The organism is Tenacibaculum amylolyticum, assembly GCF_964511145.1.
Taxonomy (GTDB): Bacteria; Bacteroidota; Bacteroidia; order Flavobacteriales; family Flavobacteriaceae; genus Polaribacter; species Polaribacter amylolyticum.
The window spans coordinates 231,055-245,214 of record NZ_CAZEFZ010000066.1; the positions used below are offsets into that span (position 1 = coordinate 231,055).

General features: G+C 30.1%; 14 protein-coding genes. 11 read left to right on the plus strand and 3 right to left on the minus strand.

The genetic code is table 11. From position 1 onward, the window contains the following. Positions 1–29 precede the first annotated feature (29 nt). The 7 genes from ACKTTC_RS16255 to murI all read left to right on the plus strand — a co-directional run bounded on the left by ACKTTC_RS16255 (position 30) and on the right by murI (position 7,388). On the plus strand, positions 30–929 hold the full coding sequence (locus tag ACKTTC_RS16255; RefSeq protein WP_408040905.1) for an NAD kinase: 900 nt from the start codon (positions 30–32) through the stop codon (positions 927–929). 111 nt (positions 930–1,040) lie between these two features. Beyond that, positions 1,041–1,718 (plus strand): type IX secretion system protein PorG, encoded by a 678-nt coding sequence (porG, locus tag ACKTTC_RS16260; RefSeq protein ID WP_408040906.1) that lies wholly within the window; start codon positions 1,041–1,043, stop codon positions 1,716–1,718. A gap of 3 nt (positions 1,719–1,721) precedes the next feature. Beyond that, on the plus strand, positions 1,722–2,474 hold the full coding sequence (locus ACKTTC_RS16265; protein ID WP_408040907.1) for an isoprenyl transferase: 753 nt from the start codon (positions 1,722–1,724) through the stop codon (positions 2,472–2,474). Next, positions 2,467–5,064, plus strand: coding sequence for an outer membrane protein assembly factor BamA (gene bamA / locus ACKTTC_RS16270; RefSeq protein WP_408040928.1), 2,598 nt, complete (start codon positions 2,467–2,469; stop codon positions 5,062–5,064). The genes ACKTTC_RS16265 and bamA overlap by 8 nt, the downstream gene beginning before the upstream one ends. Positions 5,065–5,124: 60 nt before the next feature. Further along, the gene (locus tag ACKTTC_RS16275) at positions 5,125–5,955 is read left to right on the plus strand and encodes an OmpH family outer membrane protein (protein ID WP_408040908.1); all 831 of its coding nucleotides are present in this window, start codon (positions 5,125–5,127) and stop codon (positions 5,953–5,955) included. Between the two features lie 41 nt (positions 5,956–5,996). Beyond that, a complete protein-coding gene (locus tag ACKTTC_RS16280) occupies positions 5,997–6,506 on the plus strand; it encodes an OmpH family outer membrane protein (protein ID WP_408040909.1) in 510 nt (169 codons plus the stop codon). A gap of 75 nt (positions 6,507–6,581) precedes the next feature. Beyond that, on the plus strand, positions 6,582–7,388 hold the full coding sequence (murI, locus tag ACKTTC_RS16285) for a glutamate racemase (RefSeq protein WP_408040910.1): 807 nt from the start codon (positions 6,582–6,584) through the stop codon (positions 7,386–7,388). Here murI and ACKTTC_RS16290 read toward each other — a convergent pair. The 3 genes from ACKTTC_RS16290 to ACKTTC_RS16300 form a co-directional block, all read right to left on the minus strand. Continuing rightward, a complete protein-coding gene (locus ACKTTC_RS16290; protein WP_408040911.1) occupies positions 7,385–8,365 on the minus strand; it encodes a PorP/SprF family type IX secretion system membrane protein in 981 nt (326 codons plus the stop codon). The two genes, murI and ACKTTC_RS16290, sit on opposite strands and share 4 nt — an antisense overlap. A gap of 284 nt (positions 8,366–8,649) precedes the next feature. Next, positions 8,650–10,287, minus strand: coding sequence for a tetratricopeptide repeat protein (locus tag ACKTTC_RS16295; protein WP_408040912.1), 1,638 nt, complete (start codon positions 10,285–10,287; stop codon positions 8,650–8,652). Between the two features lie 34 nt (positions 10,288–10,321). Beyond that, the gene (locus tag ACKTTC_RS16300) at positions 10,322–10,939 is read right to left on the minus strand and encodes a TetR/AcrR family transcriptional regulator (protein WP_408040913.1); all 618 of its coding nucleotides are present in this window, start codon (positions 10,937–10,939) and stop codon (positions 10,322–10,324) included. A gap of 213 nt (positions 10,940–11,152) precedes the next feature. Here ACKTTC_RS16300 and ACKTTC_RS16305 point away from each other — a divergent pair, with 213 nt between their 5' ends. The 4 genes from ACKTTC_RS16305 to ACKTTC_RS16320 all read left to right on the plus strand — a co-directional run bounded on the left by ACKTTC_RS16305 (position 11,153) and on the right by ACKTTC_RS16320 (position 14,160). Next, on the plus strand, positions 11,153–11,911 hold the full coding sequence (locus tag ACKTTC_RS16305) for an N-acetylmuramoyl-L-alanine amidase (RefSeq protein WP_408040914.1): 759 nt from the start codon (positions 11,153–11,155) through the stop codon (positions 11,909–11,911). A gap of 69 nt (positions 11,912–11,980) precedes the next feature. Beyond that, the gene (locus tag ACKTTC_RS16310) at positions 11,981–12,367 is read left to right on the plus strand and encodes a hypothetical protein (protein ID WP_408040915.1); all 387 of its coding nucleotides are present in this window, start codon (positions 11,981–11,983) and stop codon (positions 12,365–12,367) included. Between the two features lie 29 nt (positions 12,368–12,396). After that, positions 12,397–12,942, plus strand: coding sequence for a hypothetical protein (locus tag ACKTTC_RS16315; RefSeq protein ID WP_408040916.1), 546 nt, complete (start codon positions 12,397–12,399; stop codon positions 12,940–12,942). A gap of 504 nt (positions 12,943–13,446) precedes the next feature. Then, positions 13,447–14,160: an ABC transporter ATP-binding protein gene (locus ACKTTC_RS16320; protein ID WP_408040917.1), complete on the plus strand. Its 714-nt coding sequence runs from the start codon at positions 13,447–13,449 to the stop codon at positions 14,158–14,160.

Consider the following 14,160-nt stretch of genomic DNA (forward strand, 5'->3'; position numbering starts at 1 on the left):
ATTAAACTAAAAAACCAAATACAATCCTGTTGAAAAAAGTAGCTATATACGCGCAGTCATATACTATATCTGCTGAAAAGGAGATTAAAACACTTATAAAGGCATTAGAAAAACACAATATTGCCATTTTTATAGAACGTGATTTTTACAACCTCCTTACAGAACATGATATTTTAACTAAAAAATATCCCATTTTTGCCCATTTCGAAGATTTATCTGATTCTTTCGATATGTTGTTTACTGTAGGTGGAGATGGTACTATTTTAAGAGCTGTGACCTATGTTAGAAATTTAAACATTCCAATATTAGGTATTAACTCAGGAAGATTAGGTTTTTTAGCTACTGTTCAGAAAAAAGAAATTAAAGAAGCAGTAGACCTACTTGTAAATGGTAATTACTCATTGCAAGAAAGAACTCTTTTACAAGTAAAAACAACACCAGATACAAATGCTTTTTCTGAATTAAATTTTGCTTTAAACGAAGTTACTATTGCCAGAAGAAATACGACTTCTATGATAGGTATTAAAACCTATTTAAATGAAGAATATTTAACCAATTATTGGGCAGACGGGTTAATTATTGCTACTCCAACAGGATCTACTGGCTATTCATTAAGCTGTAACGGACCTGTAATTTTACCGAATTCAACTAGTTTAATAATTACACCAATTGCACCACATAACTTAAATGCCAGACCGATAGTAATTCCAGAGAACACAACCATACAGTTAGAAATTAGTGCTCGAGAAAAAGATTTCCTAATCTCTTTAGACTCAAGGATAACTACCGTTCCGCAGGCTACAAAAGTATTTATAGAGAAAGCACCTTTTACAATAAAAACCATACAATTAGAAAATCAGTCATATTTAAAAACTTTGCGAAAAAAATTACTTTGGGGTGAAGATATTCGAAATCAATCCTCATCTTAAAAACCTGAGTTTTTTCACAATATTTCCTGAAAAAGAAAGTTAATCAAAAAGACAGATTATTAACTTTTTAAAGCAAATTCAATTCCATATATTTGCACGCTATTTCTTGAGATGAAGAGATTTATTTTAACATTACTATTAGCTTGTACAACAAGCATTACATTTTCTCAAATCCATGAGGTTGGATTTTTTGTGGGAGGTTCTAACTTTATAGGTGACATTGGGAGAACCAATTACCTATTCCCTAATGAATTCGCTGGAGGACTTGTATACAAGTATAATCTAAATCCAAGAATGGCTTTAAGAGGAACATATACCGCATTACCTATTTCTGGTGCAGATGCAGATTCTGACAATTTGTTTAGACAGCAACGTAATTTTTCTTTTACAAACACACTTCATGAGTTTGCTGCTGGTATAGAATATAACTTCTTTGAATATAATATTAGAGAATTAGGACAAACCTTTACACCATATATACTTGCAGAAGTTGCAGCTTTTAATTATAAAGCTCCAGCCTCTGTAAATGCAAGCGGTGCTGTTCAATTTACCAATGAGTTTTCTATGTCAATTCCGTTAGGTGTTGGAATTAAAGGAAGAATTTCAGATCATTTAGCTTTTGCTTTTGAATCTGCTATTCGACTTACTTTTAACGATGAATTAGATTACTCTACAGATAGAATAGCATCTCTAAACTTTGGTGGAGGTGGAAACGATTTTTATACTTTTACCGGGTTTTCCCTTGTGTATACATTTGGAAGACCACCGTGTTATGCCGATACAGAATAATTTATGAGTGAAAAATTACAAAGTATAAACTTAGACAATGTACCCAACCATATTGCTATTATTATGGATGGTAATGGTAGATGGGCCAAAAAGAAAGGAATGCAACGTGTTTTTGGACACAGAAACGCATTACAAGCTGTACGAGAAGCTGTTGCTGCTTCTGCAAATATAGGTACAAAGTTTATTACATTATATGCTTTTTCTACAGAGAATTGGAATAGACCTAAGCTAGAAGTAGATGCTTTAATGAGTTTATTAATCTCTTCTTTAAAGAAAGAATTACCAGATTTTCATAAAAATGGAATCAAAGTAAACAGTATTGGTGCTACTGAACAACTTCCAAAAAGAGCTCAAAAAGTACTTCAAGAAGTTATTGACGAAACAAGTGGAAATACTACGATTACATTAACGTTTGCCCTTAGTTATGGTGCTAGGGAAGAAATTGTTAACGCTATCAAAAACATATCTAAAAAAGTTGTTAATAACGAAATTGATGTAAAAAAAATTGACGAAAAAGTTATAAATAATCATTTATATACATTTAATTTGCCCGACGTTGATTTAATGATTCGAACAAGTGGGGAGCAAAGAATCAGCAATTTTTTATTGTGGCAAATGGCCTATGCTGAACTGTATTTTACAGATGTTTTATGGCCTGACTTCCGAAAAGATGATCTTTTCGAAGCAATAATAAACTATCAAAATAGAGAACGTAGATTTGGAAAGACAAGTGAACAGATTGGTACCGATGTATAAAAACTTATTATTTTTACTATTATTTTTCGCCCTTGCAGCGACTTCAAACGCACAAGACACGCCTAAAGACACCACCAATGTTGGCACAAAGCCAATTGACAATATAAAGAAAGACACTCTTAATCCTGTTACTAAACCAACAGGTAAAATCGATTACGAAAAAGGTAAAGAATATATCCTTGGTGGTTTTACGGTTACTGGATTACAAAAGTTCTCTGAACCTACTGTAAAAGTATATACTGGTTTAATAGATGGGCAACCTATTAAGTTACCTGGAGATAAGTTAACCAGTGCAATTAAAAAATTATACGAAAGTAAACAGTTTAGTACAGTAGACGTATACCTTTCTAAAATAGATGGAAACACTGTATACTTACAATTTGATGTAACAGAGTTGCCAAAACTTAATGATGTTTCTATTACTGGAGTTAGAAAATCGAAAGCTCGAGAACTTAAAAAAGAGGCTGAATTAAAAAAAGGAACACAGTTAACAGACAACCTAATCGTTACTACTAGAAATTACTTCAAGAAAAAATATACAGATAAAGGTTTCTTAAAAACAAAAGTTTCTTTAAATACTAAAAAAGATACTACAGATACTAATTCTGTTGATATGTTTATTCATATCGATAAAGGAGATCGTATTAAAATTAAAAACATCAATTTCGTTGGAAATAAAGCACTTTCTGATGGTAAGCTAAGAGGTATTATGAAAAATACCAAAAGAAAGTTCTTAGGTCGTTTTTGGAAATCTTCTAAGTATATTGAAGATGATTTTAAAGAAGATTTAGAAAGTATCTTAGAAAGATATAGCGAATTAGGTTTTAGAGATGCTCGTATTTTAAATAATAGACTTACTTGGAACGAAGACAATACTATTAACTTAGAAATAGAACTTGAAGAAGGACGTCAATACCGTTTTGCGGATATTTTATTTGTAGGTAACAAAAAGTATACTGATGAAGAATTAAAGCAATTTTTAAGAATTGACAAAGGAGATGTATACAATGGTAAAGTTTTGAAAGAGCGTATTTCTGGAGATGGAACACCAGACTCACAAGACATTCAAACCTTATATCATAATAATGGATACCTTTTCTCTTCTGTAAATGCAGTAGAAACTAAAGTTAAAAATGACTCTATTACTGTAGAAATAAGAATTAGAGAAGACGAACCAGCAACAATTCGTAAAGTAACTGTTGTAGGAAACGATAAAACAAATGATCATGTTATTTACCGAGAATTAAGAGTAAAACCTGGTGATTTATTTAGTCGCCAAAACATTATTCGTTCTATCCGTGAAATTGGACAATTAGGATTCTTTGATGCTAATGTTGTTCCAGATGTAAAACCTGATTATCAAAATAAAACTGCAGATATTGAATTTTCTGTAGTAGAAAAAGGAGGAAGTCAAATAGAACTACAAGGTGGTTTTGGTGGAGGATCTTTTATTGGTACTTTAGGATTATCATTTAATAACTTCTCTTTACGAAACATTTTTAACAAAGATGCTTATACTCCGTTACCAATGGGGGACGGACAACGTTTATCGTTACGTTTACAAGCAAGTAGAACTAACAGTACATATAGTTTATCGTTTACAGAGCCATGGTTAGGTGGTAAAAGACCACAATCATTATCATTCTCTATTTATTTCTCAAATCAATATAGATTTGACTTTAGAAATAATACTGTAGATAGAAGTCAGAGTTTAGATATTTTTGGAGCTTCTATTGGATTAGGTAAACGTTTACAGTGGCCAGATGATTTCTTTCAATTATCTCAAAACATCAGTTACCAAAGAATTGGCTTAAACAATTTCCCATATCGTGTAGGAAATTCTAACGCCATCTTAAATAATGGAGATTTAAACAATTTAGCATACTCAGTTACTTTAAGTAGAAACTCTGCTGGACCAAGTTTAATTTTCCCTACTTATGGATCTCAATTTACATTAAGAGCTAAGGCTACACTTCCTTATTCTTTATTTAATGGAAAAGATTTAACCGAACCATCAAACCTTTCTACTGAGCAAAGACAAGACTTTTTAGCTGACAGATACAAGTGGCTAGAGTACTATAAAGTTTCTGCAAAAGGTACTTGGTATACTTCTTTAGCTAATAAATTAGTATTGATGTCTAATTTTGAAATGGGATATTTAGGAACTTATAATGACGAATTAGGTTTAACACCTGTTGAACGTTATTTTGTAGGTGGAGATGGTATTGCACAAGGACAATTAGACGGAAGAGAAATTATAGGTTTAAGAGGTTACGAAAATAACCGAATTTCTTCTACTGAAGGAGGATCAATCTATAACAAATTTCAATTAGAATTACGTTATTCGATTACAGATAAACCATCTGCATCTATTTATACATTAGGATTTTTAGAAGCTGGTAATGCTTACGACAATTTTAGTACATTTAATCCGTTTGAATTGAAACGTTCTGCTGGATTAGGTATTCGTATATTTATGCCTGCATTTGGTTTACTAGGTATTGATTTTGCACATGGATTCGATCCGTTACCTGGTTTTACACAGAAATCTGGTTGGCAAACACATTTTATTATCGGAAGACAATTCTAAAAGCATACATTTGTAATGTGTATGTCTTTTGGCACGGTTTTTTCTTAACACATTATAAAGATGAAAAAAAACATTTTAACACTCGTTCTTTTACTTACTGTAAGCATTATTACTGCGCAAAAAAATCAGAGAATAGCCTATATCGATATGGACTTTATTCTACAGAATATTCCGCAGTATATTGAAGCCCAGAATGCATTGAACGATAAGGTTGCAAAATGGAGAGCTAATTTAGATAAAGAAGCTAGAGCTATTGAAGTATTAAAAACTGATTTATCTAACGAAAAAGCAATTCTTACTCAAGATATCATAGAAGAACGTGAAGAAGATATCCTTGTAAAACAAGAAGCTTTAAGAAAATTAGAGTCTTTATATTTTGGAACTAATGGTGATATGTTTATGTTGAGAAAAACATTGATTCAGCCGATTCAAGACCAGGTTTACAATGCAGTTCAAACCATAGCTTCTAGGAAAAAATATGACTTTGTCTTTGATAAATCTGGCGAGTTAATCATGTTATATTCTAATAAAAAACACGATATTAGCCCACTAGTTGTAAAGCTTATAAACATAGATCAGAAAAAGCAAGCTAAGTATGATAAACTTGCTGAAAGAAAAAAATTATTAGACAAAGAAAGTGTTTCTGAAGAAGCTAAAGAAAGAGCGGCAAAGAAAGAAGCTCTTAAACAAAAGAAGCTTACTGAAAGAGAGAAAAAATTAAAGCAAATTGAAGAAAAAAGACAGGCGCGTTTAAAAGCAAGAGAAGAAAAACGCAGATTGTTAAAAGAGAAGAAAGATGCTTTAAGAAAAGCGAAAGAAGCGGCTAAAAAGAAGCAGGAAGAAGATGCGAAGAAAAAAGGAGATGACGCTAGCGATCAAAAGACAAATTAGTAACACGAAAGAAGAACATAAAAATTTAAATTAAAACAGACATGAAACATTTAAAAACGTTATTATTAGTTGCAATTTTTACGGTTGGTTTAGGTGGTGTGGTGAATGCGCAGAAAATAGCACACATTAATACCGATAAATTATTGGCTGAAATGCCTGAAACAAAAGCTTTGAAAACTGAGTTAGAGAAATTAAGAACTACATACAGAAACGATATTGAAGGTATGTTCAAGAAGTTTGAAGCTAAAGTAAAAAAATACGAAGCAGAAGGAAAAACTCAAACTCAAGAAGTAAACCAACAAAGAGCAATCGAAGTACAACAAGATAGACAAAAAATGGCTCAAGCTGAGCAAACTATGAACCAAGAAATGGCTAAGAGATACCAAGAGAAAACTGTGCCAATTCTTAAGAAAGCTGAAGATGCAATTAAAGCTGTAGCTGCTGAAAAGAATATTGTTTATGTATTCGATGCTTCTCCAGGTAAAGGTTTATTAGTTTTCGAAAAAGGTGAAGATATCTACAACGCTGTAAAAGCTAAATTAGGTTTCTAATCTTAACAATATAGACAAATAATAAAACATTATATGAAATCCTGCTTTTAAAAGCAGGATTTTTATTTTTGTACTATGCATACTACTACTGTAACTAAAAAACAACCTATTGGTATTTTTGATTCTGGAATTGGAGGTACTTCTATTTGGAAAGAAATTCATGCATTATTACCAAATGAAGAAACTATTTATCTTTCAGATAGTTTTAATGCACCTTATGGACAACAGTCCAAAGAAAAAATTTTAGAATTGTCTATTAAAAATACCGAGTTTTTAGTTGCTCAAAACTGCAAACTGATAGTAGTTGCTTGCAATACTGCTACAACAAATGCTATAAGCTATTTAAGAGCGAATTATTCGATTCCCTTCATAGGAATAGAACCAGCTATTAAACCTGCCTCTATTCTCACTAAATCAAAAAAAATAGGTATTCTTGCTACAAAAGGAACATTAAACAGTGAGCTTTTTGAAAAAACTTCTTCCAATATTGATAAAGAAGTTCAAATTATTGAACAAGTTGGGGAAGGCTTAGTAGAGTTGATTGAAAACAATAAAATCGATTCTCAAGAAATGCATGAATTGCTTACTTCTTACCTTGCGCCTATGGTACAAGAAGAGGTAGATTGTTTGGTGTTAGGATGTACGCATTATCCTTACTTGATTCCAAAGATTAAAGAAATTATCGGTAATAATATTCAAATTATAGATTCTGGAGAAGCTGTTGCTAAACAAACCAAAAAAGTGTTGCTACAAAGAGATCTATTAAATGATTCTCTTGCTACAACACCTTCTAATTTCTTTTATATAAATAATAACAAAACTACATTAGAAAACATCTTGAAAGATTATCCTTCTGTAGTAATTGAAGAACGCTTTTTCTAGAATAATTGTCCATTAATATTAGGACAGGCTGCCAATCTTCTTTTAGTACATAATAGATTCAACCCTAAAGAAATTTGGTGGAATCCTGTATCAGAAAATAAGATTTCTCCAAACTGTTTCGTATAAGTATACGATACCATGAATCGGTTAAAATTAATTCCTAAAATTGGAGAAAAATAACGAGCATCTTCAAAAGTATTTCCATCAAACGACGTCCTATATGAAAGCCCTAACCAAAGTTGTGACTTTTTAAGAGTCTTGTATACTTTTACATTAAGATCAAGTATTTTTTCCTGTGTTTGTTCTTTGTATTGAAACATTAAAGAAGGTTCGTACTGTAACTTTGTTTTGTCTCCAAAAAAGTATCCCGCTCCTAAAATATAGTTTCTTAAATCTAAAGCATCAAACTCTGAGGTTAAGTTATCTTTTGCAGATAAAAAGATGTTTTTAATTGTTAAGTAACTCGAAAATCCACCATAGTGGTACCCCATACCAAAATCTGCATTTACATAAAAACTACTTTCTATGATTTGCTGTACCTGAGGATCTCCAGCAAAAGTAGATTGATCTACTTCATTTTGAACCGCCGATAACGACAAACCAAAAGAAAGTTGATTAAATGCATTTCCTCTATTTAAATCTAAATGATAAGCATAAGTTCCTTGAATTGCTTTTTGGGAATGAAACCCGTTCTTATCATTAAAAAGTATGACTCCGTATGCTGCTTTTGAGTCTTCTCCTGCCTTAGCATGAAAGCTTAAGGTTTGTAGTTGTGGTGCATTATCTACTCCTAACCACTGACTTCTTGCTGTTAATCTAATTTTTCCACACTCTCCTACTCCAGCTGCTGCTGGATGAACCAAATACACATTATCTGATAAATAATCTTGGTAAATTGGTAACGTTTCTTGTGTGTATGAAAAAAAACTTACAAAAAGCAATACTATTACTGCTACACCTTTACGTATATTCTCCATTCAACAAATTTAAAAGCCAAATATATATTTATTTAACGTTAATTTCACAAATTTAAGTCGCCTTTAACAAATTAATTAAAAAAGTAAAAGGCTTTTTCCCTTGCGGAAAAGCCTTTTTTTGTAAGATAAGTGAATACTTATCTTGGGGGGAAACATTGTGTGTTAAGAAGCGGTAAGTCTTCGACGACAAATGTATAAGAAAGCTTGTAAAAATTGGCTTTTTTAACAGTGTCAAAAAGTGTCAGAAAATAAAATAATTTATAACAAACTAGCTTTCAAAGTTTTCAATCTAGCTTTTTTATATAGTCTTCAATTGTAAATTCTACAGGAATATTCATTTTTTTCCTAATTCTTCGTCTCATAGACTTCACAGAGTCGATTGTTACATTACGTACAACCATAATTTCTTTAATAGATAAGTCTAAACGCAACAAAGCGCACACTTCTCTTTCCCCTTTTGTAAGCTCAGGAAATTTCTCTTTTAGTGTAGTGTCGAAATTTTCATTAATCTCATTAATCTTTTGTTGTAAACCATCTCTTCTTTTTTCTGTAGTGATTTGTAATTGCAGTTGCGTAATTAATGAGTTTAGTTTGTTTTTTGTTTGTATTGATTCTTCTTGAACTAATTCTTTCTTTATACTTTGGATTAATTCTTCTTTGAACTTTAATCGCATTGTATTGTCAGCAATCAATTGTTTTATCTCATTTTCTTTTGTGAGTAATGTTTTATTCAACTTTTCTTGCTCTTGTTCAAACTCCATTTGCGTGAGTCTTATTTTCTGAAGATAATTGCTTCTTAGTAAAAATCCAATTAGGATAATACTAATGGAAGCTAAAATTAGTAATACTAGGTACAATTGCTTTTTAGAAGCTTCTGCTTTGTTTTGTAATTCTAAAGCAGATTTTTCTTTATCGAATTTATATTGTAATTCTAGTTCTTGTAATTTTTTCGCGTTTTCTATATTGAAAATAGAGTCTGAATAACGGTTAAATTTTCTATAAAAATTATAGGCATTTTTATAATTTCCTAATTTTCCACTTAAAAAACTTTTTCTTAAATATGCTTTAGATATTCGTTCTTTAAAATCTTGTTTGAGTGCCACTTGTAATGAAGAATCTGCATATACATATGATAATTCATAGTTCTTCATTCTTTTATAATCATTAGAAATATTAAAATATTCTACACAAATAGACAATTGCTTACCAATACTTTTATAGTAGGCTAAATTTTTAAATTTTAGAGGTAATGAAATATCAAACTTTCTTTGAAAACCATACAGTGCTCCTAAATTACCGTACACACCATGTACGGCTTCTTTATTGTTGATTGCTCTAAACAAATACTCCGCCTTTTCATAACTTATAAGTGCAGAATCTAATTGATTATTTTGACGATAGGAAACACCTAACATATTATACCCTGCTCCAATTCCAAAGGTGTCTTTTACTTTCTTTTTTAATGCAATCGCTTTTTTATAATTCGTAATTGCTTTTTTATGTAACCTTTGATATCTAAAAACAAGTCCCATATTATGGTATACATCGCCTATTTTAGAAGTATCTTTTACTTTTTCGAAATATTTAAGTGCCTTTAAATAATAAGCCAATGCTTTATCGTAAGATGCTTTTCTTCTATTAATAACTCCAAGATGTACATTGATTTCAGCGTTATAGTTTTCTAAATCTGTTTCACTATTTTCTATAATTGCTATGCCTTCATTAAAATATTGTTCTGCTTGCTTAAAATCTCTAGTAATTAAATAAGTTCCTAGCTTAATAATGCTTTGCAAACGAGCAGTATCTGTTTTTGTAGTTTTATAATCTTTTTCATATTGCACAAACAATGTATCCCTATCTTGAGGAAACACAACATACAATTGAAAACATAAAAAAAATAGTAATGTTAGTTTTTTAATCATTACAATAAAAGTACATACATCTGACTAAACTTTTTTAGTTAGGCTCTATATTAATATACATTTCATATTGTTCTCTACCTTTTTCTGTTAAATAAGGATATATTAAACTCCAAACAATTTCTTTACTAGTATTATTTAGTCCTTCTATATCTCTACCTACTGTTTTTTCTTGTGAAATCCAAAAAGTAGTAACCAACCACAAGTTTTGTAATAAATAACTATATCTTGTTCCTTTTCCTTCTTTCTTTAAAACTCCATTTTTAATGAACAAATCAATAAGCGCTTTACTATGCTTAAATCGTTCAATTGTTAATTCTTTAAATCGCTCTGCTACCTTAGGATATTTTTGAGTTATAAAAACCATGTCGTTAAAAAAGAACTTGAATGTTGCTTGTAGTTTGACGAACTTCAGCCTAATAACCTCATAATCATAAGCAGTCGGATCTTCATTTATTTGGAAATAATCAGAAGATTTTACAATCATAATATCTAAAATAGCCTCGATTAAATCTGATTTCTTTTTATAATGATATGTTAGGTTTCCTACACTTATATCTAACTCTTCAGCTATTTTATTGGGTGAAATATTTGCTATTCCAAATTCATTAAATAATTCTACAGAGGTATAGAGTATTTTCTCTTTTAACTTCATCCTATATTACTTTTCAAGAGCAAATATAAAGTATCTATATCATCATTTTTAAACAATTATGTTCTGATTATTAATAAGATGTTAAATCAAATAATTTCATCTTTTAAAAACTTATAATTATACACTCTTTTGAATTTGGCAAATAATAATTTATATATTTACAGGTAATAATTTTGCTTAGAATACCAATTACCAAATTAATTTAAAAAGAAAATGAAAGCTACAAGTATTGCTAACCACGAAAAAACTTTTTTTGAAACAGGGAGAGATTCAGACAGAAAAGAATTTATTTTAACAAAGATGAGTGTTCCAATTAAAGGAACATACGAAGCAATGTCTTACATACACTGTAAACCTAAAAACAATGATGCTTCGTTTTACTATGAAGAAAAAAACACAAAAACACAGATTGTATTACATTATACAGCTGGTTATTTAAAAGGAGATGTTGCTTCTTTATCAAGACCTAACTATCATGTATCTACTCCTTTTATTATTGCTAGAAACGGGAATATTCTCAACTTATGGTCTTCTGCCTATTGGTCGTACCATTTAGGTTCTGGAGCGGTTGGAGGAAATACCAATAGTAGTAAAAGAACTATTGCAATAGAATTATCTAATATTGGTTTTTTGAAAAGAATTGGAGATTATCTTGTTACGGTATATAATGATAATGATATTTACTGCCATATAAATGACACTCAACTGTATACCAAACTAGACACTCCATATAGAGGTGAACAGTATTTTGCTACTTTTACAGCAAAACAATACGAAAGTTTACAAATTTTACTTTCTTATTTAACTGCAGAGTATAATATACCTAAGGTACTTTTACCTGAAGATAAAAGATATGATATTGTACCTGAATATGAGCTAGTTAATTTTAAAGGTATTACTTCTCATGTAAATTATAGATCTTCAGGGAAATGGGATATTGGTCCAGCATTTGATTGGAATAAAATACTATAATTTTACAGTATCCCAACTTTTTTTATAAGTACGAATTACAATTCCTTCAACTTTTAAAATCTAAAACCAATGAAAAAAGTAAATATCAATGTTATTTTACAAATTATTGCTCTTGTATTTTTAATTATCATTTTCTATTTCTCTTTCCAATCTAGCTCTAACTTAAAAGTTATAGCTGCGGAAGTTGACAATGCAAAAGAAGAGTTAAAAACCTCTAAAGAAACTATAACTACTTTACAAAAAAAGTTAGAAAATACTGAAACGGAATTTAAAAAAATGAGAGCTCAAAAAGATTTGATTATTCATAAACGAGATTCTTTAATATTTGCATTTAGGAAAAAGAATGCTAAAGACTGGGAAGAGTTAGTTCGTATTAAAGATTCTATAAAATTCACAAATGATCAACTTATAAAAGATCGATTGTTATTAGATCGTTTGTTCGGATTAGATCAATAAATTTTGATATTGTTATAAAATTAGAAATCATGAAAAAATTACTTTTTATATTTTTTGTACTTCTTACTACTGCGATGTTTAGCCAAGTAAGAGATTCTGTTAGAGTTATAGAAATTCCTGCTTCTTACGCTAATCATATTGGAGAGCCACTTCAAGTAAAAAAGGATAGTGTATATCTATTTAAAACTCCTGAGATATTTTTAGTGAATAAAAAATCGTTTTTAGCTATTAAAAATGTATACCAAAGCACTATTAATAAAGATAAAATGACTCAGGATCTTATAGAAAAATACAGTGCTACGCTTCGTAGAAATATTGATTTAGAGCGTCGTTTAAAAATTAATTTTACAAAAACAGATAGCTTGGATCAGGTTGTATATGAAAAAACACAACTTACGTTAACCAATACGCAAAGAGCCTTAGATTTTACATTAAACAGTCTTGAAAAAGCAAACAACAGCTTAGACTTAATTGAAAAAGCAACAAAACGTGAGCGAAGAAAACGTGTGTTTGAAAAAATACTCATTGGAATTGCTGGTGTTGGTGTTGGTATCTTAGTTGGTGTGGCTTTGTAAAAACCTTTAATTTAAAATTCATTTTTAGTTAAAGTCCATTTAAAAACTTAAGCTTGACTTTTTTTTCGTTAATATTGTTTTAGTTTATTTTTTTTCTTGGAAAACTATAAAAAACATATCACTCTGTTTTATCTGGTATTATTTATCGGTATAAAACTTGTTGGTCTTCATATACTAACACATAATGACGATCATTATGATGATTGTGAAATCTGTGAGTATGTAATTACATCTAACAAAACGCATATATCTACTGAAAACTTTGTTTCATTTGAACAACAGTTTTTTCACGATTATAATGAGCAATCATTTTCTACATACTCTTATGCTTTTATAACCAAATATGAGCACAACGAGTTATTTAGCCGGCCTCCGCCTGCAATCTGCATGTAACATTATTACAATTATTTAAAATATTCCTCATTAAAAAACGATGTTTTTTAATGAGAGTTTTGCTTATTATCTTATTTGTTATAAGCACTTTTTATTAAACCAACCTACACTATGATAACTACAAAAAACATCACTAAGAAATACGGTGACTTTACTGCTGTTAACAATCTTTCCTTACATGTAAATGAGGGAGAAATATTATGCCTTCTAGGAGCAAATGGAGCAGGAAAATCGACTACAATTAATTTATTACTTAATTTTATTCAGCCTACTTCTGGAATCGCAGAAATTAATGGTTTAGACGTTGTTAAAAACCCTATTAAAACAAAAAACTCTCTTACTTACATTCCTGAGAATTTAATGTTATATCCAACATTAAGTGCTGTTGAAAATTTAGATTATTTCACAAAACTTTCTGGTAAGAAATTTGACAAAACCGAATTGAAATTATATTTATCTGAAGCTGACTTACAAGAAGAAGCTCATGAAAAACGCGTAAAAACTTTTTCAAAAGGAATGCGTCAAAAAGTTGGTATTGCATTAGCCATTGCAAAAGAATCTAAAGTCTTGTTATTGGATGAACCAACTTCTGGATTAGATCCAAAATCTAGTAATGAATTTATGGAGCTACTTACTAAAATGAAAAATGATGGCGTAGCTGTACTTATGGCTACTCATGATTTATTCCGTGCTAAAGAAGTAAGTACACATATTGGAATTATGCGTTCTGGAACACTACAAAACTATTCAAACTCATCTGAACTTTCTTTAAAAGAGCTTGAAAGTATCTATTTAGATATTATGAACTTTAAAAATGTAAGTTAA

Bases quoted from the DNA above. Each gene is read 5' to 3' on its own strand.
- porG (WP_408040906.1), top strand. From the start codon at position 1,041: ATGAAGAGATTTATTTTAACATTACTATTAGCTTGTACAACAAGCATT.
- ACKTTC_RS16265 (WP_408040907.1), top strand. From the start codon at position 1,722: ATGAGTGAAAAATTACAAAGTATAAACTTAGACAATGTACCCAACCAT.
- bamA (WP_408040928.1), top strand. From the start codon at position 2,467: ATGTATAAAAACTTATTATTTTTACTATTATTTTTCGCCCTTGCAGCG.
- ACKTTC_RS16275 (WP_408040908.1), top strand. From the start codon at position 5,125: ATGAAAAAAAACATTTTAACACTCGTTCTTTTACTTACTGTAAGCATT.
- ACKTTC_RS16280 (WP_408040909.1), top strand. From the start codon at position 5,997: ATGAAACATTTAAAAACGTTATTATTAGTTGCAATTTTTACGGTTGGT.
- murI (WP_408040910.1), top strand. From the start codon at position 6,582: ATGCATACTACTACTGTAACTAAAAAACAACCTATTGGTATTTTTGAT.
- ACKTTC_RS16290 (WP_408040911.1), bottom strand. From the start codon at position 8,365: ATGGAGAATATACGTAAAGGTGTAGCAGTAATAGTATTGCTTTTTGTA.
- ACKTTC_RS16295 (WP_408040912.1), bottom strand. From the start codon at position 10,287: ATGATTAAAAAACTAACATTACTATTTTTTTTATGTTTTCAATTGTAT.
- ACKTTC_RS16300 (WP_408040913.1), bottom strand. From the start codon at position 10,939: ATGAAGTTAAAAGAGAAAATACTCTATACCTCTGTAGAATTATTTAAT.
- ACKTTC_RS16305 (WP_408040914.1), top strand. From the start codon at position 11,153: ATGAAAGCTACAAGTATTGCTAACCACGAAAAAACTTTTTTTGAAACA.
- ACKTTC_RS16310 (WP_408040915.1), top strand. From the start codon at position 11,981: ATGAAAAAAGTAAATATCAATGTTATTTTACAAATTATTGCTCTTGTA.
- ACKTTC_RS16315 (WP_408040916.1), top strand. From the start codon at position 12,397: ATGAAAAAATTACTTTTTATATTTTTTGTACTTCTTACTACTGCGATG.
- ACKTTC_RS16320 (WP_408040917.1), top strand. From the start codon at position 13,447: ATGATAACTACAAAAAACATCACTAAGAAATACGGTGACTTTACTGCT.